At 70.5% G+C, this 22,393-nt stretch carries 21 protein-coding genes and 1 pseudogene; 10 read left to right on the top strand and 12 right to left on the bottom strand.

Annotated elements, in window-relative coordinates; translation table 11 throughout:
- Positions 1-8: 8 nt before the first annotated feature.
- Entirely contained in the window at positions 9-155 is a 147-nt protein-coding gene (locus ACN269_RS30485) for a hypothetical protein (protein ID WP_355237852.1), read from the bottom strand.
- 106 nt (positions 156-261) lie between these two features.
- Positions 262-1,101: a peptidase M23 gene (locus ACN269_RS30480; RefSeq protein WP_421475680.1), complete on the bottom strand. Its 840-nt coding sequence runs from the start codon at positions 1,099-1,101 to the stop codon at positions 262-264.
- A gap of 401 nt (positions 1,102-1,502) precedes the next feature.
- On the opposite strand from ACN269_RS30480, the gene ACN269_RS30475 reads away from it, so the two are divergent.
- From ACN269_RS30475 to ACN269_RS30460, 4 genes are all read left to right on the top strand, one after another.
- Entirely contained in the window at positions 1,503-2,423 is a 921-nt protein-coding gene (locus tag ACN269_RS30475) for a proteasome assembly chaperone family protein (protein WP_421475679.1), read from the top strand.
- A gap of 72 nt (positions 2,424-2,495) precedes the next feature.
- Positions 2,496-3,293, top strand: a complete 798-nt coding sequence (locus ACN269_RS30470) for an exodeoxyribonuclease III (protein ID WP_421475678.1) — start codon at positions 2,496-2,498, stop codon at positions 3,291-3,293.
- Positions 3,294-3,341: 48 nt separating this feature from the next.
- Positions 3,342-3,659: an antibiotic biosynthesis monooxygenase family protein gene (locus ACN269_RS30465; RefSeq protein WP_421475677.1), complete on the top strand. Its 318-nt coding sequence runs from the start codon at positions 3,342-3,344 to the stop codon at positions 3,657-3,659.
- 596 nt (positions 3,660-4,255) lie between these two features.
- The gene (locus ACN269_RS30460; protein ID WP_421475676.1) at positions 4,256-4,510 is read left to right on the top strand and encodes a winged helix-turn-helix domain-containing protein; all 255 of its coding nucleotides are present in this window, start codon (positions 4,256-4,258) and stop codon (positions 4,508-4,510) included.
- A 47-nt stretch (positions 4,511-4,557) separates the two neighbouring features.
- Here ACN269_RS30460 and ACN269_RS30455 read toward each other — a convergent pair whose 3' ends face one another.
- Positions 4,558-5,817, bottom strand: coding sequence for a hypothetical protein (locus ACN269_RS30455; RefSeq protein WP_421475675.1), 1,260 nt, complete (start codon positions 5,815-5,817; stop codon positions 4,558-4,560).
- Positions 5,818-6,248: 431 nt separating this feature from the next.
- Here ACN269_RS30455 and ACN269_RS30450 point away from each other — a divergent pair, with 431 nt between their 5' ends.
- Positions 6,249-7,124, top strand: coding sequence for an alpha/beta fold hydrolase (locus ACN269_RS30450; protein WP_421475674.1), 876 nt, complete (start codon positions 6,249-6,251; stop codon positions 7,122-7,124).
- Between the two features lie 106 nt (positions 7,125-7,230).
- Here the strand turns inward: ACN269_RS30450 and ACN269_RS30445 are convergent, their stop codons facing one another.
- Both ACN269_RS30445 and ACN269_RS30440 read right to left on the bottom strand, forming a co-directional pair.
- On the bottom strand, positions 7,231-7,896 hold the full coding sequence (locus tag ACN269_RS30445) for a class F sortase (protein WP_421476654.1): 666 nt from the start codon (positions 7,894-7,896) through the stop codon (positions 7,231-7,233).
- Between the two features lie 220 nt (positions 7,897-8,116).
- Positions 8,117-8,713, bottom strand: a complete 597-nt coding sequence (locus tag ACN269_RS30440) for a hypothetical protein (protein ID WP_421476652.1) — start codon at positions 8,711-8,713, stop codon at positions 8,117-8,119.
- A 130-nt stretch (positions 8,714-8,843) separates the two neighbouring features.
- On the opposite strand from ACN269_RS30440, the gene trmB reads away from it, so the two are divergent.
- Together trmB and ACN269_RS30430 are read left to right on the top strand one after the other, a co-directional pair.
- Positions 8,844-9,551 (top strand): tRNA (guanosine(46)-N7)-methyltransferase TrmB, encoded by a 708-nt coding sequence (trmB, locus tag ACN269_RS30435; RefSeq protein WP_421475673.1) that lies wholly within the window; start codon positions 8,844-8,846, stop codon positions 9,549-9,551.
- A 52-nt stretch (positions 9,552-9,603) separates the two neighbouring features.
- A complete protein-coding gene (locus ACN269_RS30430; protein WP_421475672.1) occupies positions 9,604-12,117 on the top strand; it encodes a DEAD/DEAH box helicase in 2,514 nt (837 codons plus the stop codon).
- On the opposite strand, the gene ACN269_RS30425 is transcribed toward ACN269_RS30430, so the two are convergent.
- A complete protein-coding gene (locus tag ACN269_RS30425) occupies positions 12,095-13,276 on the bottom strand; it encodes an acyltransferase family protein (RefSeq protein ID WP_421475671.1) in 1,182 nt (393 codons plus the stop codon). The genes ACN269_RS30430 and ACN269_RS30425 overlap by 23 nt on opposite strands.
- 134 nt (positions 13,277-13,410) lie before the next feature.
- Here ACN269_RS30425 and ACN269_RS30420 point away from each other — a divergent pair, with 134 nt between their 5' ends.
- Both ACN269_RS30420 and ACN269_RS30415 read left to right on the top strand, forming a co-directional pair.
- Complete coding sequence (locus tag ACN269_RS30420; RefSeq protein ID WP_421475670.1) at positions 13,411-14,055, top strand: hypothetical protein; 645 nt, start codon at positions 13,411-13,413, stop codon at positions 14,053-14,055.
- A 506-nt stretch (positions 14,056-14,561) separates the two neighbouring features.
- On the top strand, positions 14,562-15,143 hold the full coding sequence (locus ACN269_RS30415) for a hypothetical protein (protein ID WP_421475669.1): 582 nt from the start codon (positions 14,562-14,564) through the stop codon (positions 15,141-15,143).
- A gap of 136 nt (positions 15,144-15,279) precedes the next feature.
- Here ACN269_RS30415 and ACN269_RS30410 read toward each other — a convergent pair whose 3' ends face one another.
- The 5 genes and pseudogenes from ACN269_RS30410 to ACN269_RS30390 form a co-directional block, all read right to left on the bottom strand.
- Positions 15,280-16,227, bottom strand: a complete 948-nt coding sequence (locus ACN269_RS30410; protein ID WP_421475668.1) for an ABC transporter substrate-binding protein — start codon at positions 16,225-16,227, stop codon at positions 15,280-15,282.
- Between the two features lie 260 nt (positions 16,228-16,487).
- Positions 16,488-17,276, bottom strand: a pseudogene (locus ACN269_RS30405) (ABC transporter ATP-binding protein); the annotation flags it as partial.
- Positions 17,277-17,296: 20 nt separating this feature from the next.
- Positions 17,297-18,385, bottom strand: a complete 1,089-nt coding sequence (locus ACN269_RS30400; protein WP_421475667.1) for a FecCD family ABC transporter permease — start codon at positions 18,383-18,385, stop codon at positions 17,297-17,299.
- Complete coding sequence (locus ACN269_RS30395; RefSeq protein ID WP_421475666.1) at positions 18,382-19,428, bottom strand: FecCD family ABC transporter permease; 1,047 nt, start codon at positions 19,426-19,428, stop codon at positions 18,382-18,384. Before ACN269_RS30395 ends, ACN269_RS30400 begins: the two co-directional genes overlap by 4 nt.
- 60 nt (positions 19,429-19,488) lie before the next feature.
- Entirely contained in the window at positions 19,489-21,423 is a 1,935-nt protein-coding gene (locus ACN269_RS30390) for a multicopper oxidase family protein (protein ID WP_421475665.1), read from the bottom strand.
- Positions 21,424-21,542: 119 nt separating this feature from the next.
- Here ACN269_RS30390 and ACN269_RS30385 point away from each other — a divergent pair, with 119 nt between their 5' ends.
- On the top strand, positions 21,543-21,902 hold the full coding sequence (locus tag ACN269_RS30385; RefSeq protein ID WP_421475664.1) for a YciI family protein: 360 nt from the start codon (positions 21,543-21,545) through the stop codon (positions 21,900-21,902).
- Positions 21,903-21,907: 5 nt separating this feature from the next.
- Here ACN269_RS30385 and ACN269_RS30380 read toward each other — a convergent pair whose 3' ends face one another.
- Positions 21,908-22,393 carry a cytidine deaminase gene (locus tag ACN269_RS30380; protein WP_421475663.1) on the bottom strand — a complete coding sequence of 162 codons (486 nt, stop codon included), beginning with the start codon at positions 22,391-22,393 and terminating at the stop codon, positions 21,908-21,910.

Genomic DNA, 22,393 nt, shown 5'->3' with positions numbered 1-22,393 from the left:
TGGCGCGGTCAGCGACGGCGGTTGGACAGCCGGGTGGCCAAACCCTTGAGCTTCTGCTGGTTCTCCGGCTTGGCCAGCTCGCGCCGACCCCGGTCCACCAGTTGCTGACCCTTGGGCGATCTCAGGAAGGTGCTGATCCGCTGCATCAGAGACATAACGTCCTCCTGTCGGTGATCCCTCAATCATGTGTACCCCGAACCCGCAACGGATGTACCCGGGACGCGACAGCCTCAACCCTCACCGTCCATAGTGGTCGGTAGGCTACCTCCCGGTCGGCGCGATGGCGTCGACCACCCGGGTGGCCCGCCATTCGTGCTGCTGGTAGTACTCGGGGTACGCGGAGACCTGCACCGCCTGCGCGGCGTCGGTGAGGCGCATCTGCTGCCAGCCGGGCACCTGTTCGAGCGCCGTGAGGAACTGTCGGGTCGCGAACTCGGGATCCATCAACCGGCCGACCGGACCCCAGCCGCTGCTGGAACGCTGCTGGAACAGCCCGACCGAGTCGTGGTCCCACCCGACGCCCTGGTGCGGGTAGTCCTGGGACTCCGGCAGGACACCGCTGGCGACGTTGTAGAGGTTGCTCTCCTGCATGGCGGTCGCCACGGCGATGACCAGGCCACGGCGCGGGATGCCCATCTTGCGGCCGGTACGGACGATCGCCTCGGCGTTCTCCATCTGAGTCCGGTCCAGGCCGGCGACCGGGGCCGGGCGGGTCGGCTTCGCCGGGGCGACCTTGCGGGTGCGGGGGGTGGCGTCCGGGTCGGCGGGGGTCGCGGACACCGACGGGGTCGCGGACGCAGCGCGGTCGAGCGCACGAGAGGCGGCCTGCTGCTCGGCGCGCTCCGCCAGCTCGACGCCGGCGGTCTTCTCGCGCGGCTGACCGCCGGCGTCGCTCCGGACCTGCACGGCGGCGGTCAGACCGAGGCAGCAGACCACGCCGGTGGCCAGCGCCACCTGGGCCCGACGTCGAGCGCTCAGGTCGCGGGCGTACGCCCGAAGCCGACTCGCGGCGGTTGTCCGTTCGGCTGAGGTGCCTTCCTCCGTTTCGGCAGTGGGGCCACTCGGGGCGTACGGGTCGTCGAGGGTGCCGTCGTCACGCATCAGCCGAGGCTAGGCAGACGGAAACCCCGATCACGCACGGTGATCACGTGGTCATCGCCACACAATCGGCCCCTCCCGGTGGACGAGCCGGGCCGGTCGACCCGCCCGGGGAACGAACCTCGCGTACCTCGGGAAAGCGGCGGCGGGTGCAGGTCGATACGGGTACGGACAGGCAGGGACATCGGTCCGCGCGACCCGACATGATCGACAAACTCGGCCTTTGGGCCGAACCGCCCATCGGCCGGTCGGCGGAATCGGGTGGTTCGTCCGATCGTGCCCACCGGGCGGGCGACGGATCGCCCGACGCAGGAATGCGCCAGGATGGCGGGTACGTTGCCCGAACCGGATGCTGTCCGTCGCGACGGCACCCGAACAGGCACATTCCAGGGAGGTCCGCACCGGTGCTCGACCCACACGAGCTCTACCAGCTCACCGACGATCTGCCCGAGCTCGGGCAGCCGGTCCTGATTCAGGCCCTCACCGGGTTCGTGGACGCCGGCAACGCCAGCCGGCTGGCCCGCGAGCAATTGCTCACCTCGCTCGAAGGTCGGCCGATCGCCACCTTCGACGTGGACCAGCTCTTCGACTACCGCTCCCGGCGACCGGTGATGACCTTCAACGAGGACCACTGGGAGAGCTTCGACGCGCCGAAACTGGAGCTGCACCTGCTGCACGACGACGACGAGACGCCGTTCCTGCTGCTCACCGGCCCCGAGCCGGACCTGCAATGGGAACGTTTCGTGGCCGCCATCGCCGGGCTCGCCGCACGGCTCGACGTACGGCTCACCGTGGGGCTCAACTCGATCCCGATGGCGGTCCCGCACACCCGGCCGACCGGGGTGACCGCCCACGCCACCCGTCCCGAGCTGATCAGCGGGTACGAGCCGTGGCTGCAACGGGTCCAGGTGCCCGGCAGCGTCGGCCACCTGCTGGAGTTCCGCCTCGGCGAGCAGGGCCGGGACGCGCTCGGCTTCGCCGCCCACGTGCCGCACTACGTGGCGCAGACCGAGTACCCGGCCGCCGCCGAGGTGCTGCTGAGCGCCGTCTCCCGCAGCACCGGCCTGCTGCTGCCCGGCGACGGCCTGCGCTCAGCCGCCGAGGTGGTCCGGGTGGAGATCGACCGGCAGGTCGCCCAGACCGAGGACGCCGCCGCCCTGGTCCAGGCCCTGGAGGAGCAGTACGACGCGTTCGCCCGAGGACGCGGCGAGCGCAGCCTGCTCGCCCCGGACGCCGGACCGCTGCCCACCGCCGACGAACTCGGCGCGGAGCTGGAACGGTTCCTGGCCGAACAGACCCGCCCCGGCGACACTCCCGGCAGCTGACCCGGCGACGAGCCGGCGACACGGCACCCGGCTGAGGCGGCGTCGCGGCCTCGGATACGGCAGGGTGGACGTATGCGCCTGGCGACCTGGAACGTGAACTCGGTGAAGGCCCGGCTCCCCCGGCTGCTGGAATGGCTGGCCGGCACCGGGCCCGACGTCGTCTGCCTCCAGGAGACGAAGTGCCCCGACGGCGCGTTCCCGGTGGCCGAGGTGGGCGAGCTGGGCTACACGGTGGCCAGCCACAGCGACGGCCGGTGGAACGGGGTCGCGATCCTGTCCCGGGTCGGCCTCGACGACGTCCGCGTCGGCTTCGCGGGCGAGCCGGGCTTCCCCGAGCCGGAGGCCCGGGCCATCTCCGCCACCTGCGACGGGGTGCGGGTCTGGTCGGTGTACGTCCCCAACGGGCGCACGCCCGACGACCCGCACTACGCGTACAAGCTCGCCTGGTTCGCGGCGCTGCGCGACGCGCTGGACGCGGAGCTGGCCGGTGGCCTGCCGCTGGCCGTCTGCGGTGACTTCAACGTCGCCCCGACCGACGCCGACGTCTGGGACCCGGCGGTGTTCACCCACTCCACGCACGTCACCCCGGCCGAACGGGCCGCCCTCGCCGCGCTGCGCGACCTCGGCCTCAACGACGTGGTGCCCACACCGATGAAGGGGCCGCACCCCTTCACCTACTGGGACTACCGCGCCGGAATGTTTCACCAGAACAAGGGCATGCGGATCGACCTGGTGTACGCCTCCGCGCCGTTCAGCCGGGCGGTCCGCTCGGCGTACGTCGACCGGGAGGCCCGCAAGGGCAAGGGCCCCTCCGACCACGCGCCGATCGTCGTCGACGCGGACCTGGTGCCCGCCGTCGAGGCGTTCTGACCTCCGGCGCTCGGGCCGCGGGGCGTCGGGGCTGGCTAGGGTGGACCCATGGCAGTCGTGAAGATCAACGCTATCGAGGTCCCGCCCGGGGCCGGCCCCGAGCTGGAGAAGCGGTTCGCGGCGCGGGCCGGCGCGGTGGAAGGCTCCCCCGGCTTCCTCGGCTTCGAACTGTTGCGCCCGGTGGCCGGCGAGACCCGCTACTTCGTCTACACCCGGTGGGAGAGCGACGAGGCGTACCAGGCCTGGGCCTCGGGCCCGTCGCGCCAGGCCCACGCCACCGCTGAGGGCGACAAACCCCGCCCGCCGGTGTCCAGCGGCGCGAGCCTGCTGGAGTTCGAGGTGGCCCTGCACGTACCCCAGCCCTGACCGTCCGCGCCAGCCACGTTCGATAGTCAGCGCTTCTGGAACATGACCGAAGCTACTTCCGCCGTCAGCTCGATTGCCCAATCGAGCTGCGGACAATCGTTGCGACCTCGGCACTCCAGGCACCCTCCGACTCGCCACGGTTGGTCAAGCGCCCGGGTCCAGTGAGCGTCCAAAACCCTGTTGGCCATGAACAACTCGGTCGCTCTTGAGATCGGCTCATCGATCGGCACCACGATCCCCGTTCGACCGGTAGATGGTTCCTCGAGTCACGAACGGTGGGTACTCAGAAGCCCTCTCGGTGGTCCCGGGCGGAAGATGACCTTCTCGGGGTACCTCGGAACAGGGCCGGCCGGCAGAAGCGCCACAGAGGCAACCACGCCGCCGCCACATCCCGAGGATTCGTCGTTTCGGTCCGCGCTTACTGTGATTTGCCATGATTCCGCCTCTCCGGTCGCTCTGCGATTACGTTCCGGTAGCTCTCCGCATCCTAGACACCAGGGGTGCTAGGCACCAGAGGTGCCAGAGGGGGCGGTGACGTTGAGGTCGTTTGGTGATCATGATCGAATAGAGGTTGCCCGAACCGGAGGAACCTCAACATGCCGATACCGACCGGCGGATACCGCCAGATGGTTGACGACCTGGCGTCACGCATTAGAAGCGGTGAGTATGCGCCAGGTGACAAACTGCCGTCGTACTCAGAGCTGTCGAAGCTATACGGTGTTGCGGTAACAACGGTTCAAAAGGCAATCAGGATTCTCGAAGCGCAAGGTTTGGTCATCGGCGTGACCGGGCGTGGCGTGTACGTCCGTGAGGATTTCCGCCCCGACACACCTAACGTACCTGGCAAATAAATCCCCCTTGGGGGCAGCAAGACAACGCCAGGGAACCGGTGAATTGTCTAATCAAGATCCGATACATCATCCGGTAGTGAGGTGCGAATTATCCAGCCTTCCTCACTAACGGAATCATCTCTTACAAGCCCAAAATGCTGTGGCCAAACATGCGGAACAGAAGGTTTCCACGTGGCCTTGGCCTCGCGGAAGTTGAACGTGCCGCCCACTCGAACAAATCGAGTCGGCCCCCCGAAATTTGCATGCGAAAAGTCGGACTCAATGCCGAATTCCGTCCTGTCAAACCGGGCCTGATAGTAAAACCGAGCAGCCCGGAAACGTGAATCAAGGAAGAAAGCTTTCCTGAAGTAGGCCGGACAGAAGTATTGAGTCCTTGAGAAGTCGGCGACCCCATGCGAGACTAGCGAGCTAAAAACCGCCACTCCATAAAATCTGGCGTCTTGGATCCGAATCGACGCAACAGAACAGCTTGAAAAGTCGAAGTTCGATAACACAGCACCCGACAGGTCAATTGACATCTTCGGCCAGAAGGAAGCACCCCCGTCCTCTTCTAATATCCTCCCCATTTCTAGGCTAACCGTCCCCCTATTCCGCAAGTGATCAGATAGCACCTTTTGAGCAGCCAACCGTACTTGCTCTTCTTGTTGGCGCTTCTCCTTATCTTCGCTTGCCGCCGCACCATCGTCAGGATCGAGGAACGGTGGGTTGAACGGCATCCGCAGATAGGCACATATCAAGTTGACGACCGTCTGCCTGTGCTCAGGATTGCCCTGCCCCATGCGCTCCAAGGCGTAGAGAGCGGCCATCCGTACAGGCGCTTTATCAGAACCCAACTGCTCAGCAGCTTTGGTATACAACTCGGTTACTCGGCGCTCTGCCGCGTCATGTTTGGTGTCCTCAGCGGTCCGGTTCTTATATTCTTGGTCCGCATGGTCCACGCGTTCTTTGACGTACTGCCTGCGCAAGGCGACGAAGAGTGCGATCAGGCCACCCGCACCCGCGCCCACAGCGAGAATATTCCGAATCACGTCTACCCGTAGTTGGGCTGCACGGACTGCCAGGTCTGGCGAGTTCGTAAATCTCGCCGGAACCTGAGCAGCGTCCCACATGAACCACGCGGCGACAGCGGTTACCGTTAGAGCCACGACGGCCAGCATTATCAACGTCGCAAGGTGGATGGGCTTGTAGGTCCGAGGCTTGGAAACCCTCTTAGACTTAACAAGATTCTTGGCATGGCGCGCAGACCACTTCTCTCGCAGGAAGCCAACAAGCTTGATGCGCTTATACCACCTCGAACGTTCGGGCATCCCTGGATTATCTCGCACGGTCGCAACAACGGCGTTCCCCCGTCCGAACATAGTGCGAATAAAGCAGAACCCGCCACTCCCCTAGGCTCGCTACCCTGTACATGCCGAGAATGCCGGTTATGGGGTCCGTTCGGCAATAAACCGCGGAAAAGCCAATAGTCGCAAACTTAAGGCGAACCACTCCCGGCGTAAGCGGCGTTTCCGGTGCGACACGCTCTTTGCGGGCGACGATCCGATCCCAGAAAGTCACACCTTCGTCGTCGTCGTTGAGGTGGGGCTCATAAAGAACCACATTCAACCCATGTTCCAAGTCGACTAGGCCGTACTCAGTCATGTAGTTACTGGCGGCGTCTCTCGGGAAAGACGTGAAGATTCAGCCCTGCAACGCCTAGGTCCGGAGTAGCCAGCGAGGGGTCGCGGAGGTTCCAGACATGTTCGACGGGTTCGAAGAGTTCGACATCGTCACCACGGGCGCGACGATCCACGGACGGCGCGGCGGTGACGGGCCTCCCGTTCTGCTGCTGCACGGCATTCCCGAGACCCACCTCATGTGGCACAGGGTCGCGCCCCGGCTCGCCGAGCACTTCACCGTCGTCGCCACCGACCTGCGGGGCTGGGGAGACAGCGGCACACCGCCGAGCAGCCCGGATCACGAGCCGTACAGCATGCGCGCCATCGCCCGCGACCAGATCGAGGTCATGCGGAGCCTCGGGTACGACCGGTTCCACCTGGTGGGCCACGATCGCGGCGCCCGGTGCGCATACCGCCTCGCGCTCGACGCGCCGGACGTCGTCACCCGGTTGGCCGTCCTGGACGTCGTACCCATCGGGGACGTCTACGACCGCGCCGACAGGGCGTTCAGCCTGTCCTACTGGGTCTGGTCCTTCCTGGCCGCGCCGGAGCCGGTGCCCGAGCGGTTCATCGCCGCAGCACCAGAAGCGCTCGTCGACTACATGCTCCAGAGCTGGCCGGAGGTCGAGGACTCCTTCCCACCCGAGGTACGGGCGGCCTACCTCGAGCAGTTCACCCGCCCCGACACCGTGCACGCGATCTGCGAGGAGTTCCGCGCGGCGGCGACGCTGGACTACGACCAGGACCAGGCGGACCGCGGGCGCCGAAAGATCACCTGCCCGCTGCTGTTTCTCTGGAGCCAGCACGGACAGGTCGCCACCCTCTACGACGACCCCCTCGCCATCTGGCGGCAGTGGGCCGACGACGTACGCGGCGCGCCCGTGCCGGCCGGGCACTTCATCCCGGAGGAGGCCCCCGACGAGACCGTCCGCCACCTCCTGGACTTCCTACGCTGAGTCGGGGCGGATGATCGACTCGGGTTCGGCGAAACCGGGGTGTCAGCGCCACCGGGACACCCCCACTTCACCGATCTCGTGTGGATCAACCCCGGGACGGCCCGGGTCAGGGCTTGCGGGACGACTGGAGGGTCGCGAACGCGATCACGTTTTCGGCGTAGCCGGTGCGACCGCCGATGAACTGGCCGCCGCAGGTGATGAGCCGGAGCCCCGCCGGACCCTCGTGGCCATAGATGCGCTCGGCGGGCAGCTGGTCCTTCGGGAAGCGCTCGACGGTGTCGACCTTGAACACCACCGTCGACCGGTCCGCCCGGACGATCTCGATCAGATCACCGGGCTTCAGCTTGCCCAGGTCGTAGAAGACCGACGGGCCGCTCTTGGTGTCCACGTGCCCCACGATGACGGCCGGACCCGGCTCACCGGGTGTCGGCCCACGGTCGTACCAGCCGGTCTCGTTCTGCTTCTCCAGCGGCGGTACGGCGATCGCGCCGTCGGCTGCCTGCCCGACCGGCGCCACCGGCGCGGAGACCTTGATCGCCGGGACGGTGAGGCGCACCGGGCGGCTCGCCGACAACCCGACCGTCTCGCTGCGCGCGGGACGGTCGCCGCCGGCCGGGGTCAGGTCGAGCGGACCGACCGAACGGCCCAGTCCCGCGCCGGTGGCGAAGACGCCCACCAGCACCAGCACCACGGCCAGCGGCACCGACCAGGGGCTACGCCCGGTCGGACGGCTGCGCCGGGGAGCGACAGCGGTCGGCGGACGGGCGGCCACCGCCGGCCGCTCGCCGGGGACACGCGACGCGCGGGACGTCGACGACTCCACGCCAGCGGACGCGCGGGAATCGCCGGACTGCCGGGCATCGCCGGACGGGCGTGCGACAGCGGGTGGGCGCGCATCGCCGGGCAGCCAGGCGCTGCCGGTCGGAGGCGAACCCGTGGGCGGCCGCGAGCCGTCCGGCGGCGGTGTGGGGCGGAAGATCTCCATGGCGGGCTCAGCGGCGTCCGAGGCCACGGGGTCGGCGCAGGGCCACCACGGCGATGACCAGCCCGGCGACGGTGAGCGCCGCACCGCTGGGCAGCAGCAGCCTGCCGGTCATCCCCCCGGCGCTGCCACCGAAGCCGGTTGCCGGGCCTCGACTGGGGTGCGGGGAGGGCATCTTCTTGACCACCTGCAACATGGTCGACGCCGTCTCGCCGTCGGGGCACTCCAGCTTGACCCGGTAGTTGCCGGGGCGGGTGCGCTCGCGCACCATCGGCGCGGCGGTGAGCACACCGCGCTGCGGTTGTACGCCGACGGCGCCGAACGCGTCCGAGACGACGGTGGCGCCGATCGAGTTGTCCCGGCAGCTGGCCCGGATGCCGACCAGATAGCCGGGCTGCACGGTGCTGGGGCTCACCTCGACGAAGACGTCCACCACGGGAGTGGGCTGCGGCGCGCCGCCCGGCACGCCTCCGGGCTGCGGCGCGGGCGCGGCAGCGGCGGCCGGCAGCCCAGCAGGGGCGGCGAGCGCGGGAGCGGCGGTCAGCAGGGGGATGGCGAGCATGGTCGCCACCGACAGGAGCACGCCGCCGCGGGTCACTGTCACGATGCCCCCTCTCGACGCCGTCGGACCGCGCCGGGCAGCGGACCGCCCGGCCTGCCGTACCAATCGGATCCTCTCATTCCCGGTCGCACATCACATCCGATCCGCCGACGACGTCGCGTACGCTCGGACCGCTGTGACCATCACCGACCCTGACCCCGCCGCCGTCCCGTCCACGGGCCGGACGATCCGCACCTTCCACCCCCGTCGGGGGCGGATGAGCGGCCGACAGACCGACGCGCTGGACCGGCTCTGGTCCTCCTACGGCCTGGACGTGTCGGACGAGCCCGTCGACCTGGCCGCCCTCTTCGGCCGCCGGGCCCCGGTGGTGCTGGAGATCGGCTCGGGCATGGGCGACAGCACGGCCGCGATGGCCGCCGCCGATCCGGATCGAGATTATCTGGCGGTCGAGGTGCACACGCCGGGAATCGCGAACCTGCTCGACCTGGTGGACCGCGCTGACCTGGGGAATGTGCGAGTGGCTCGGGGTGACGCGTTGGAGCTGGTCAGCGGCCTGCCGGAGGGGTCGCTGGCCGCCGTACACGTGTTCTTTCCCGACCCGTGGCCGAAGGCCCGGCACCACAAGCGGCGGATCATCCAGCCGTCGCACGTGGCGCTGCTGCGCTCCCGGCTGACGCCCGGCGGGGTGCTGCACTGCGCGACCGACTGGGCCGAGTACGCCGAGGCGATGCGGGAAACCCTGGACGCGGACCCGGAGCTGGTCGACGTGTACGGCGGCTTCGCGCCCCGTCCGGCGCACCGCCCGGTGACGAAGTTCGAACGGCGCGCGATCACGGCGGGCCGGCCGGTCGCCGACCTGATCTTCCGGCGGCGTCAGCGCTGAAATGTGAGCCGGTTGGCGCTGGAGGGCATGATCCAGGCACCATGGACACGCTATGACGCTCACCGCCGCGCTGCCGAGAAGCGCCGACCCCGACACCCTCTTCGACGCGTTCGCCGGCTGGGCGAAGGAGCGCGGCCTCGACCTCTATCCCCACCAGGAGGAGGCGGTCATCGAGATCGTCTCCGGCGCCAACCTGATCATGAACACGCCCACGGGTTCGGGCAAGAGCCTGGTGGCGATCGCGGCGCACTTCGCGGCCCTGGCCGACAACCGGACGACGTTCTACACCGCGCCCATCAAGGCCCTGGTGTCGGAGAAGTTCTTCGCGCTCTGCGAGGTCTTCGGCGCCGAGAACGTCGGCATGCTCACCGGCGACGCCAGCGTCAACGCCGACGCCCCGATCATCTGCTGCACCGCGGAGATCCTGGCCAACCTGGCGCTGCGCGAGGGCGACCGGGCCGACGTCGGCCAGGTGATCATGGACGAGTTCCACTTCTACGCCGAGCCCGATCGGGGCTGGGCGTGGCAGGTGCCGATCATCGAGCTGCCGCAGGCCCAGTTCGTCCTGATGTCCGCCACGCTGGGGGACACCACCCGCTTCGTCGACGACCTCACCCGGCGTACCGGGCGGCCGACCGCCGTCGTGCGCTCGGCCGAGCGGCCGGTCCCGCTCATCTTCTCGTACGCGATGACGCCGCTGCACGAGACGCTCGAGGAGCTGCTGGAGACCAAGCAGGCCCCGGTGTACGTCGTGCACTTCACCCAGGCCGCCGCCCTGGAACGCGCCCAGGCGCTGATGAGCGTCAACGTCTGCACCCGCGCCGAGAAGGACATGATCGCGCAGGCGATCGGCGGCTTCCGGTTCACCTCCGGCTTCGGCAAGACGCTGTCCCGGCTGGTCCGGCACGGCATCGGCGTGCACCACGCCGGCATGCTGCCCAAGTACCGCCGTCTGGTGGAGACCCTGGCCCAGGCCGGCCTACTCAAGGTCATCTGCGGCACCGACACGCTCGGCGTCGGCATCAACGTGCCGATCCGTACGGTGCTCTTCACCGGCCTGAGCAAGTACGACGGGGTCCGCACCCGCCTGCTCAAGGCCCGTGAGTTCCACCAGATCGCCGGGCGGGCCGGCCGGGCCGGGTACGACACCATCGGTCGGGTCGTCGTGCAGGCCCCCGAGCACGTCATCGACAACGAGAAGGCACTTGCCAAGGCCGGCGACGACCCGAAGAAGCGCCGCAAGGTGGTCCGCAAGAAGCCACCGGAGGGCTCGATCGGCTGGGGACAGCCCACCTTCGACCGCCTCGTGGAGGCCGAGCCGGAGCCGCTGACGTCCAGCTTCCAGGTCAGCCACTCGATGCTGCTCAACGTCATCGGGCGGCCTGGTGACGCGTTCGCGGCGATGCGGCACCTGCTCACCGACAACCACGAGGAGCCCGCCGCCCAGCGCCGGCACGTCCGCCGGGCCATCGCCATCTACCGGGCGCTGCGGGCCGGTGGGGTCGTCGAGGAGCTGCCCGAGCCGGACGAGACGGGCCGCCGGGTGCGGCTCACCGTCGACCTCCAGCTCGACTTCGCGCTCAACCAGCCGCTCTCCCCCCTCGCCCTGGCCGCCATCGAGCTGCTCGACGCCGAATCACCGTCGTACGCCCTCGACGTGCTGAGCGTGATCGAGTCGATCCTCGACGACCCCCGCCAGATCCTGTCCGCGCAGCAGTTCAAGGCACGCGGCGAGGCGGTCGCCGCCATGAAGGCCGAGGGCATCGAGTACGAGGCCCGCCTCGAACTGCTCGACGAGGTGACCCACCCGAAGCCGCTCGCCGAGTTGCTGGAAGCCGCGTACGAGATGTACCGGCAGGGCCACCCCTGGGTCGCCGACCACCAGCTCTCCCCCAAGGCCGTCGTCCGCGACATGTACGAGCGGGCCATGACCTTCACCGAGTACGTGCAGTTCTACGGGCTGACCCGCTCGGAGGGCCTGGTCCTGCGCTACCTGGCCGACGCGTACAAGACGCTGCGCCAGACCGTGCCCGAGGACGCCAAGACCGAGGAGCTGATCGACCTCATCGAGTGGTTGGGTGAGCTGGTCCGCCAGGTCGACTCCAGCCTCATCGACGAGTGGGAGCGGCTGCGCAACCCGTCCGACGTGGCCGAGGTGGCCCAGGCGCACGCCGCCCTGACCGACCGGCCACCGGCGGTGACCCGCAACGCGCGGGCGTTCCGGGTACTGGTGCGCAACGCGCTGTTCCGCCGGGTGGAGCTGGCCGCGCTGCGCCGCTGGGACCTGCTCGCCGAGCTGGACTCCGCCGACGGCTGGGACTACGACGCGTGGGCCGACGCCCTGACGCCGTACTTCGAGGCGTACGACTCGATCGGGGTGGGTCCGGACGCCCGCGGCCCGGCGCTGCTCATGATCGAGCAGGGCCGGGAGAAGTGGACCGTCCGGCAGATCTTCGACGACCCGGACGGCGACCACGACTGGGGCATCAGCGCCGAGGTCGACCTCGTCGCCTCGGACGAGGTCGGCGCGGCGGTCGTCCGGATCACCGACGTCGGCCAGCTCTGAGGTGCCGCGCCCGGTGGCGGTATCGTCCGCCGCCGGGTGCCCGCGCACCGAGCAGAGTCGCGGGACGACGCGCGGCCACGTCCTCGATCCAGCCGAACAGCAGCACCGCGCCGGCGGTCAGGAGGCACACCCCGGCCAGTCGCAGCGTGATCGAGGCGGCCGAGGTGTACGGCAGCACCGGCGCGAGCAGCACGAACATCCCGAGGCTGGCGGGAATGTGCCAGAGGTAGATGGTGACCGCCCGCGCGTTGACGACCCGCAGCACGGCGCCCGGCGGCGTCCGGCCGACGAGCCGGGGCCGCACTCTCAACAGCACGGCGACGAGGGCCATCGACCACAGTGTCGTGCCGCCCGCGATGTGGTTCCGGTCGACGGCCACGCCGGCCACCATGGCGGTGACGACCCAGGTTCCGCCGGCCACGGCCAGACCCGCCACGAGGCAGGCGTACCAGCGCCACGGCACCCGGTGCAGCACCCGGTCGTGGTGGGCGTAGCCCAGCAGCCAGCACGACAGGTAGGCGGCGACGAAGTATCCGGCGCGCAACCCGGCGAGGTGCAGGCCGATCGGCAGGGCGGCGGCGACCGCGATGCTGGGCCATGGCCAGCGACGGAACACCCGTAGCAGGACCGGCGACAACAGCACCAGCCAGAGGTACGTGACGATGTACCAGAGCCCGATGTGGAAGACCCAGGCCCAGGACGGGCCGCCCACCGGAGGCACCCGCAGGGGCAGGATCCACCAGAGCAGTCCAGCCCAGTCGCTCAGGCCCTGCGGCCGCCACCGGACGGCGAGCACCACCAGCGTGATCACTCCGAACACCCAGAACGGCAGCAGCAGCCGGCGCAGGCGCCTGCACACGGCCCGGGGACCGTCGCGATCGAGGGAAGCCGCGATCAACGTACCGGCGATGCCGAACATCAGACCCATCGCCGGCACCAGCAGGCTCAGCCAGACCCAACCGGTCACGTGGAAGAGCACGACGCGGACCAGGGCTGCGGTGCGCAACAGGTCCAGATAGCCGTCGCGAGCGGGCGCGGCACTGTCGGACCGGATGGTCCGCCTCGCAACCTCGTCGCCCGCAGTGATCGAGCGAGCAGCCCCAACAACCACAAGGCACACTAACGCCACAAGTGTCACAAAACTGGCAATTGTTGACATCTGCGGCCGCGAAAAACAGACGCACAGCGGGGCGTCCGCAGCCCGAAGTTGGCTGGGCAATGTCAGACCCGTCGATTAGAATGTATGTACTAATAGAGATCCTGACCTGCAGGATTACGACTGGGAGGACGCCCGTGACCGCGCCCACCTCCACGCCCCTGACGCCCTACGCCACCCTGCTCGGCTTCACCCGCTACGTCGACCGCACCGGCCCCACCAAGGCGACCTTCGTGGGTGGGCTGCGCAAGCAGCGCGCCAGCCGCTCCGGCTTCAACCCGCACGGCCAGTTCGTCAAGGCGCTCAAGGCCGACATCGCCTTCCACACCGGCGGCACCCACCTGGCCGGCGTGGTCGACGTGGTCAAGCCCCGCTGGCGCCCGCTCTACCAGGCGCTGGTGCCCGGCGCCACGGCCTGGCTGCACTCCCTCGGCGACCCGGCAACCCTCGACCTGGCGCAGACCCGCGACGCCCTGGCCATGCTCGGCGACCTACCCGTCAAGATCAACCCCCATTTCGGCGTACGGCACGCCGACGGTCACGCCGACGCGGTCCGACTGCACTTCGACGAGGCGCCGCCGAGCGAGGAATCCGTGCTCGCCACCCTGCACCTGATGGCCCGCCACATGGACGCTGTCCTCCCGCACGCCGAGCCCGTCCTGGTCGACGTCCGGCGCGGTCAGGCCCACCGCATGCCCGCCGATGCCAGGCCCGAGCAGATCGAGCGCTGGCTGGCCGGCGAAGCCGCCGCCTTCCGCGCCATCTGGTCCACCGCCGCCTAACCCACCCCAACCCGCACCCGCACCCAGCGCCGTCGTCGTCGTAAAGATCCGCGCAACTTCGGGGATACTGCTGCCTCCCGCGATCGGGAAGCAGCAAGAACACCGAAGTTGCGCGGATCTTGGTGCGCCTGGTCCCGTGTGAGGGTTATCCACAGGGGCTGTCGGTGGGTGTGCCCGGCCGGCAGGGTGTCGTCATGCCTGCTTCTCCACGGCGTCCGGCACGGTTGCAGGGGCGCGTCTTCCGTGGGTCCCGTGCAGTCACGGACGGTCTGCTCACCCCTGCGGAGCTGCGCAGCTCGGCGTGGCGCCCACTCTTTCGCGACGTCTATGCCGACGCCCAACTCGAGATCACCCATCGCACTCGTTGCGCCGCCGCGGCCCAACTCGTGCTACCGCCGGGTGCGGTGATCGCAGGGCGCAGCGCAGCAACGCTCTTCGGCGCAGCGTCGGTCGCCGGCAACGAGCCAGTCGATGTCCTTGTGCCCATCGGCCAGCGGTTCGGACCGGTGTCCGGGCTCGCCATACACGTTGGCACGATCGACGGGGCCGACGCCACGCTTCGACAGGGCATCCCGGCGACCACGCCGACACGTACCTGCTGGGATCTGGCCCAGTGGCTGCCAACCGAGGAGGCCGTCGCCATCGTGGATCGGCTCGCACACAAGCACCTGGTGACGCTCGCACCGCTGCGGGCAGACGCCCGGGCACGGGTCGGCGTCCGAGGATGGAAACGCATGATGCGGGTGGTCGACCTGGCCGACGCGGGTGCGGAGTCGGTATCGGAGTCCCGACTTCGCGTGCGGATCGTGCTCGCCGGGCTGCCGACGCCGATCACCCAGTTCGTGGTCGAGCGGGACGGAATTTTCGTGGCCCGTCTCGACCTGGCGTGGCCACACCTGAAGGTCGCTGTCGAGTACGACGGGCTATGGCACGACGATCCCGAGCAGTTCCACCGCGACCGACGCCGCCTCAACCGCCTGCTCGGGGAGGACTGGATCGTGCTGCACGTCACCGCGAAGCGACTCCGCGAAGACTTCGACGGCTTCCTCGCCGAACTCCGTCGAGCCCTCAATTCCCGCCCCCACTGACCCCCTCCCCCAGACCCCCACCTCCGACGCCAAGATCCGCGCAACTTCAGGGATCTTGCTGCCTCATCGGCGGACGAGGCAGCAGTTTCCCCGAACCTGCGCGGATCTTCAGGCACCGGGGGCGGGGTGCGATGCGTCAGGTGGTGGGGAGGTACTTGGCCAGGTCGTCGAGGATCTTGTTGGCCGCGCCGACGCCGATGCCGGTCATCCAGATCTCGTCGGAGACCGGGTACGCCTTGCCGGCCTTGACCGCGCCGAGGCCCTTCCAGAGGGTTCCACCGGCCACCTTGCTCTGCTCGGCGGCGGCCTTGTCGCCGTAGGCGGTCACGAAGATGACGTCGCCGTCGACCTCGTTGATGCGCTCGGGGCTGACCAGGTCGAAGCGCTTGTCCTCCTTGTTGGCGAGCATCTGCCGCTCGGGGCGGCCCAGGCCGGTGTCGCCGATGACGATGCCGGAGAAGGAGTCCGGGCCGTACACCCGGATGTTGCCCGGGATGAACCGGACGATGGACACCTTGCGGGCGGCGGGGTCGCCAAGGGTCGCGCCGAAGTCCTTGGCCCGCTTCTCGTACGCGCCGAGCAGGTCCTTGGCCTGCTGCTCGCGGCCGAGCGCCTTGCCGTCGAGGAGGAAGTTCTCCTTCCAGGTGATGCCCACCTTGTCGGTGAACACGGTCGGCGCGATGGCGGCCAGCTCGTCGTAGAACTTCTCCTGGCGGAACTTGCTACCGAGGATCAGGTCCGGCTTGAGGGCGTTGATCGCCTCCAGGTCGGGCTCGGTGAGCACCCCGACCTCCTTGATGCCGGCGAGCTTGTCCGCGCCGAAGTACGTGGGCCAGCTCTTGGCCTCGCCGGCGGTGGCCGCGCCGACGGGCGTGATGCCCAACGAGAGCGCCGTGTCGATCTTGTCGGTGTCGAGTACGACGACGCGCTTGGGTTCGGCCGGGACCTTGGTGGTGCCCATGGCGTGGGTGATCTCCCGGGTCTCCCCGGTGGCGGAGCCGGCGACCGGGTCGCTCTCACCGCAGGCGGTGAGGCCGACCCCGAGGGCGACGGCCGCGGCGAGAGCGGCGACGAGACGACGCATCAGTGTCCTTTCGAGGGGTACGTGCCGGCGAGCGGGGTGGCCGCGTCGCCATCGGCGGATCGGGCGTCCGGTACGGACGCCGTGGACGAATCGGGCTCGCCAGAGCCAGCGGCCTGCGCGGAGCCAGCGGCAGCCTCAGCAGCGGCAGGTGCCGCCGAGCCGCCCACGCCGGCAGACCCGGCGGCGCCAGCAGACCCGGCACCGCCAGCAGACCCGGCAGCGCCGGCAGACCCGGCAGAGCCAGCAGAGCTGGCAGCGTCGGGGAGGGCCGGGCCGCCGGTGTGCGCGGGCACCACCAGGGGTGCGCCAGTCACCGGGCAGGGCACGACGACGCAGGCCAGCCCGAAGACGTCCCGGACCAGCTCGGCGGTGAGGATCTCCCGGGGTGGGCCGGCGGCCACCACCGCGCCGGCGCGCATGGCGACCAGGTGGTCGGCGTAGCGGGCGGCCTGGTTGAGGTCGTGCAGGACCGCGACGACGGTACGGCCACGCTCGGCGCGGAGCCGGTGCAGCAGGTCGAGCACCTCCACCTGGTGGGCCAGGTCGAGGAAGGTCGTCGGCTCGTCCAGCAGCAGCGCCTCGGTGTCCTGCGCGAGCGTCATGGCGATCCACACCCGTTGCCGCTGACCACCGGAAAGGCTGTCCACCGGCCGGTCGGCGAGGTCGGCCACGTCAGCCAGCCTCATCGCCTCGTCGACCGCTGCGGCGTCGGACGAGGACCACTGCCGCCACCACCGCTGGTAGGGCTGCCGCCCGCGGCCGACCAGGTCGGCCACGGTGACGCCCTCGGGCACCAGCGGGCTCTGCGGCAGGACGCCGAGCCGGCGGGCCACGTCGCGGGTGGGTAGGTCACGGATGGCGGTGCCGTCCAGCAGGACGGTGCCCTGGCGCGGGGTGAGCAGCCGGGCCATCGTGCGCAGCAGGGTGGACTTGCCGCAGGCGTTGGGGCCGACGATCACGGTGAACGCGTCGGTGGGCAGATCGAGGGTGAGACCGTCGAGCACGGTCCGCTCGTCGTAGCCGACGACCAGGTCGCGGGTGGAGAGCATCACACGACTCCTTGCAGGCGTCACGACGACCGCCGCCGTCCACGAAGCAACAGGAAGATCAGGTACGGGCCGCCGATCGCGGCGGTCAGCACGCCGGCCGGCAGTTGGGTGGGCGCGAACAGCCGGCGGCCGGCCAGGTCGGCGAGGACCAGCAGGAGCGCGCCGAGCAGCGCAGCGCAGACGAGCGGAGGCCGTTCGGCGCGGACCAGCCGGCGGGCCAGTTGCGGTGCGACGAGCGCCACGAAGTCGACGGCGCCGACCTGGGCGGTGACCATGGCGGCGACGAGGACGCCGGTCCCGGCGAGCCCGATCCGGCGGGCCACCGGGCGCAGCCCGACGCCGCGCGCGGTGTCGTCGTCGAGGGCGGTGCTGTTCAGAGCCCAGCCGGCCCACGCCAGCACCGGCAGCAGCACCGCGAGGGTGCCGGCGATCCAGGCCGCCTCGGTCCAGCCCTTGCCGGCGAGGGTACCGATCAGCCAGATCTGCGCCCGCAGGCCGTCGATCGGGTCGGCGGTGAGCATGACCACCTCGGTCAGCGCCCGGAAGGCGAACGCGACCGCCACCCCGGCGAGGACGAACCGTTGCGCGGCCAGCCCGTGCCGCGCGCCGAGGGCGAACAGCAGCAACGCCGCCAGCAGACCGCCGACCAGCGCGCTGGGCGCCACCAGCACCGCCGCCGCGCCGCTGGTCAACGCCACCGTCGCGGCGAGGCCCGCGCCCTGGGTGATGCCGATGACGTCCGGGCTGGCGAGCGGGTTGCGCGCGACGCTCTGGATGAGCGTGCCGGCCACGCCGAAGGCCGCCCCGGCCACCGCCGCCAGCACGATCCGGGGCAGGCGAAGATCAAAGACCACGAGGTCGTACGGGGTGCCCGCGCCGGAGAGCGCCCGCAGCACGTCGGCCGGGGCGACGTACGGGGTGCCCAGCGACAGGCTGAGCACGACGGCCAGCAGGAGCAGCACGGTCAGTACGGCGGCCACCAGGATCGCGCGGCGGCGGATCAGCAGGCTGACCGGACCGACCCGCAGCAGCGACCGCCCGGGCAGCCGCGCCGAAGCACCGACGGTCGAGTCGGCGGGCAGGGAGACCGGCGGCCCGACGCGGGTCACGCGGTCACCACCCGGGCGCGGCGAACCAGCACGGCCAGCAGTGGCGCGCCGATCAGGGCGGTGACGATGCCGGCGGGTATCTCGCCGGGCGGGGCGACGAGTCGGCCGACGACGTCGGCCCCGAGCAGCAGCGCGGGTCCGAGCAGGGCGGAGACCGCGAGGGTCCAGCGGTGGTCCGCGCCGACCAGGGCGCGGGCGAGGTGCGGCACGGCCAGCCCGACGAAGGCGACCGGGCCGGCGGCGGCCACCGCGGCGCCGGTGAGCAGCACGGCGGCGACCCCACCGCCGAGGCGGACCAGGCCGATGCGGTGGCCCAGCCCACGGGCCACGTCGTCACCGAGGGCCAACGCGTCCAGCCCCCGGGCCACCAGTGCGGCGAGCAGCAGCCCGACGAGGACGAACGGCAGCACCTGGGCGGTGACGCCGAGATCCCGGCCGGCCAGTCCGCCCACCACCCAGAACCGGTACTCCTCGAAGGTGCGGGCGTCGATGCTGAGCAGCGCGTACACCCCGGAGGCGAGGCTGGCGTCGAGCGCCGCGCCGACCAGCGCGAGGGTGACCGGGCTGGCGCCCTCGCGGGCCCGGCTGGCGATGGCGAAGACCAGCAGGCCGGCGGCGAGCGCGCCGGCGATGCCGAACCAGACGTACCCGGCGAGCGTGCCGATGCCGAAGACGGAGATGGCGAGCACCACGCCGAACGACGCGCCGGCGCTGATGCCGAGGATGCGCGGCTCGGCGAGCGGGTTGCGGGTGAGCGCCTGGAACAGCACGCCGGCCACGGCGAGCGCGAGCCCGACGGTGAGGCCGAGCGCGGTACGGGGCATGCGCAGTTCCCGGACGATGGTGCTCGCGTCGCTGCCGTCCGGCGCGACGATGGCGTGCCAGACCGCGCCGACTCCGAGTTGCCGGCTGCCGAGGGCGAAGCTGGCCAGGACGGCGAGCAGCAGCACCAGCGCGGCGCCGACGGTGACGGCGACCCGTCGGCCGGTACGGGCACCGGACCGGCTGCGGGCCGGCGTCGGCCGGGCGACGAGGGTGGTCACGAGACTCCTGCACGTTCGAGCTTAGGTTCGCCTAACCTTAGCCGACCTGCGGAAAGTGACCTAACTGGCGTCGGTCGATGCCGCCGGGGCCGCCTGCACCGAGCCGCCGTCCCCGGCCGCCGCCGCACCGCGCGGCAGCACGTTCAGGGGGCGCATCATCTCGTTGTCCTCGTGCTCCAGCAGGTGGCAGTGCCAGGAGAAGCGGCCCGGCAGGTCGAAGCGGGCCTTGATCCGGGTCACCTCCCACGGGTACGCGAGGACGGTGTCCATCCAACCCCGCTCCCCCGGGTCCGGCTCCGCCCGGCCCGACCGGCCCCGGCCCAGCAGCTCGAACTGGGCCTGGTGCAGGTGGACGGGGTGGACCTGGCGGGTGAAGTTGCGCACCTCCCAGACCTCGGTCGCGCCGACGACGGGCTGTTCGGTGGCCGGATCGCTCCAGCGCATCGGCAGACCCCGGCCCCGCTCGTCGAGGGTGCCGAGCAGCATCACCATCGACCCGCCGGACATCCGCTCGTTGAGCGAGAGCCGCCGGACCCGCTCCGCCGCACCGAGCCGGGGGTGCTCCGGCAGTTGCAGGTGCTCCGGCGGCACGCTGGCGTCCCCGCCGACGGCATCGTCGACGACGAACCGCATTACCTGCCCGGTGGTCCGCGGGTCGGACGGCGGAAAGTCCACCCCGGGCCGGCCGCCCCGGTACGCCCACTCGGGCCCCTCGTTCACGAGGAACAGCTCGGTGCCGGCGGGCACGCCGGTGAAGTCGACGATGACGTCGGCCCGCTGGGCGGGGCCGAGGGTGACGCGGTCGTGCGACACCGGCTCGGGCAGGAAACCGCTGTCGCTGCCGATCTGCCAGATCGGCAGCACCGGACGGGCCGGCCGCGCGGTGGCGTGGGCGGCGACGCTGAGCATCAGGAAGCGGCTGTTGCAGCCGTTGAGCAGGCGGAACCGGTAACGCCGACGCTGGACCGTCAGGCTGGGCCAGGTACGGCCGTTGACCACGATGGTGCTGCCGGAGAACGCCGACGTCCACGCCGAACCGTCGTGGTGACCCCCGGGGTAGACCAGCTGGCCGTCGGCGCTGAAACTGCGGTCCTGGATGAGCAGCGGAATGTCGTGGTAGTCGGTGTCCGGCGGATCGTCGTGACCGGGCGTCGGGCCGGGCAGCACCTCCTCGGGCAGGTCGTCGCCGCCGAGCAGGTAGAAGCCGGCCGGCCCGGCGTAGACGTTCTCCCGGGTCAGGCCCAGCGTGTGGTCGTGGTACCAGAGGGTGCAGGGCCGCTGGTCGTTGGCGTACTCGAAGGTGGCCGAGCCCGCCGCCCAGCGCAGGCCGGACCCGTCGGCGAAGCGGGACCGGAACTCGCGGTACGCGCTGCCGGTCACGGCGTAGTCGGCCGGCAGGTCGCGGGCCACCGGCAGGTACCACGCCTCGGCGTGCCCGTCGCTCTCCTGCGTGCTGTGCCCGCCGTGCAGGTGGACCACCTGGGGCACCGGCCCCCGGTAGCCCCGGCGGCTGCCGTCCGAGCGGCCGTGCCGGTCCCGGTTCTCGCGGCCACCGGCCGGGTTGGCCCAGTGCAGGGTCTCATCGACGGGCAGCAGGTGCGGCAGGTAGTCGCCCCGGTCGTCGACGAGTTCGTTGACCCAGGTCACCCGGACCGGGCGGTTCACCCGGGCAACGATGCTGTGCGCCGGGTAGCCGAAGCTGTCGGGGTGGGCGGTGGAGCCGTAACCCCACACCGTCGTCCGCGGCCAGGACCGCGGCAGGATCTGCTGGCGGAACTGCCGCACCCCGATGACGTACGTGTCCCGCTCGGGATCGTTCGCCACCCGGGGCATGGCCGGGGGGATGCGCAGGGGCGCGACGTACTTCGGGATGTCGGCGGCGCGCAGCACCGTCGCGCCGGCGAGCGCGCGGCCCGCGGCCGTCGAAGCCACCGGGACCAGGACCGCGGCGCCACCGGCGGCACCGGCGACGAGCACCTGTCGTCTGCTGACCATGCCGCACCTCCACTCGTATCCGACCTCGATAAGAGAATGAGTTTCGCGGACGGGGGCAAGTGGGGTAGAAGGCGGATAACACCCGTAAGAGGTACACCGAGCGCCATAGGGTGTGAGGCATGCGATTCGACCAGCACACGGTCGTCCTGCTGACCCGACCGTCGGATCCACCGGACCTGCCGCCGGAGGCGGTGGACCGGCTACGCCACGGCCACCTGGCGCACCAGGCGGGCCTGGTGGAGCAGGGGCTGGTGCTCGCGGCCGGTCCGCTCCTGGACGTCGACGACCACGGGATGCGGGGCTTCGTCGTCCTCTCCATCGCCCCGGACGAGGTACGCGGGCTCTACGCCGACGACCCCGCCGTCCGCGCCGGCCTGCTCAGCGCACGGGTGGCGAGTTGGCTGGTGCCCGAGGGCGTCGTGCGGTTCGAGAGCGTGCCGATCCCCGTGTCGATGCTGGAGGCGGCGGCGGGCGACTGACGCGGTCAGCCGGGCAGGTCCGCGATCGGCAGCACCCGCAGGTCGTCCGGCTCGCCCAGGATGACCCGCAGCGCCGGGAAGTAGGCAGCCAGCACGGGCCGGCACCTGTCGCACGGCCCGACGACGGTACGGCCCCGGTCGGCGACCGAGACGACGGTCTCCAGCTCGGTCACGCCCTGCGTGGCGGCCGTGCCGACGACGACCAGCTCCGCGCAGGTGTCCCCGCTGTCGTGGTGCAGGTTAACCCCGGAGAACACCCGTCCGTCGGCGGTACGGGCGGCCGACGCGCCGGTGTGGTGGCGACTGCGGCACCGGAGTTTGGCGACCGCCGTGGCGGCCTGCACCAGCGCTCGGTCGGTGTCCCGCAGCTCCATTCCGGCCCCCCAGCGGCTCGACGTCGGCCGCAACTGTAGACCGCCGTCCGCGCGCCGGAGCACCCACGCGCGGTAACCCAGGGGCGGTCCACCGCCGGGCTGCCTATTCTTGGGCAC

The organism is Micromonospora sp. WMMD736 (assembly GCF_049179015.1).
Taxonomy (GTDB): domain Bacteria; phylum Actinomycetota; class Actinomycetes; order Mycobacteriales; family Micromonosporaceae; genus Micromonospora.
Note: the sequence above shows the minus strand (reverse complement) of the source record. Positions and strands in the feature narration are given on the sequence as shown.

Bases quoted from the DNA above. Each gene is read 5' to 3' on its own strand.
- ACN269_RS30430 (WP_421475672.1), top strand. From the start codon at position 9,604: ATGACGCTCACCGCCGCGCTGCCGAGAAGCGCCGACCCCGACACCCTC.
- ACN269_RS30425 (WP_421475671.1), bottom strand. From the start codon at position 13,276: ATGTCAACAATTGCCAGTTTTGTGACACTTGTGGCGTTAGTGTGCCTT.
- ACN269_RS30385 (WP_421475664.1), top strand. From the start codon at position 21,543: ATGCGATTCGACCAGCACACGGTCGTCCTGCTGACCCGACCGTCGGAT.
- ACN269_RS30460 (WP_421475676.1), top strand. From the start codon at position 4,256: ATGCCGATACCGACCGGCGGATACCGCCAGATGGTTGACGACCTGGCG.
- ACN269_RS30480 (WP_421475680.1), bottom strand. From the start codon at position 1,101: ATGCGTGACGACGGCACCCTCGACGACCCGTACGCCCCGAGTGGCCCC.
- ACN269_RS30410 (WP_421475668.1), bottom strand. From the start codon at position 16,227: ATGCGTCGTCTCGTCGCCGCTCTCGCCGCGGCCGTCGCCCTCGGGGTC.
- ACN269_RS30485 (WP_355237852.1), bottom strand. From the start codon at position 155: ATGTCTCTGATGCAGCGGATCAGCACCTTCCTGAGATCGCCCAAGGGT.
- ACN269_RS30390 (WP_421475665.1), bottom strand. From the start codon at position 21,423: ATGGTCAGCAGACGACAGGTGCTCGTCGCCGGTGCCGCCGGTGGCGCC.
- ACN269_RS30465 (WP_421475677.1), top strand. From the start codon at position 3,342: ATGGCAGTCGTGAAGATCAACGCTATCGAGGTCCCGCCCGGGGCCGGC.
- ACN269_RS30470 (WP_421475678.1), top strand. From the start codon at position 2,496: ATGCGCCTGGCGACCTGGAACGTGAACTCGGTGAAGGCCCGGCTCCCC.
- ACN269_RS30455 (WP_421475675.1), bottom strand. From the start codon at position 5,817: ATGCCCGAACGTTCGAGGTGGTATAAGCGCATCAAGCTTGTTGGCTTC.
- ACN269_RS30450 (WP_421475674.1), top strand. From the start codon at position 6,249: ATGTTCGACGGGTTCGAAGAGTTCGACATCGTCACCACGGGCGCGACG.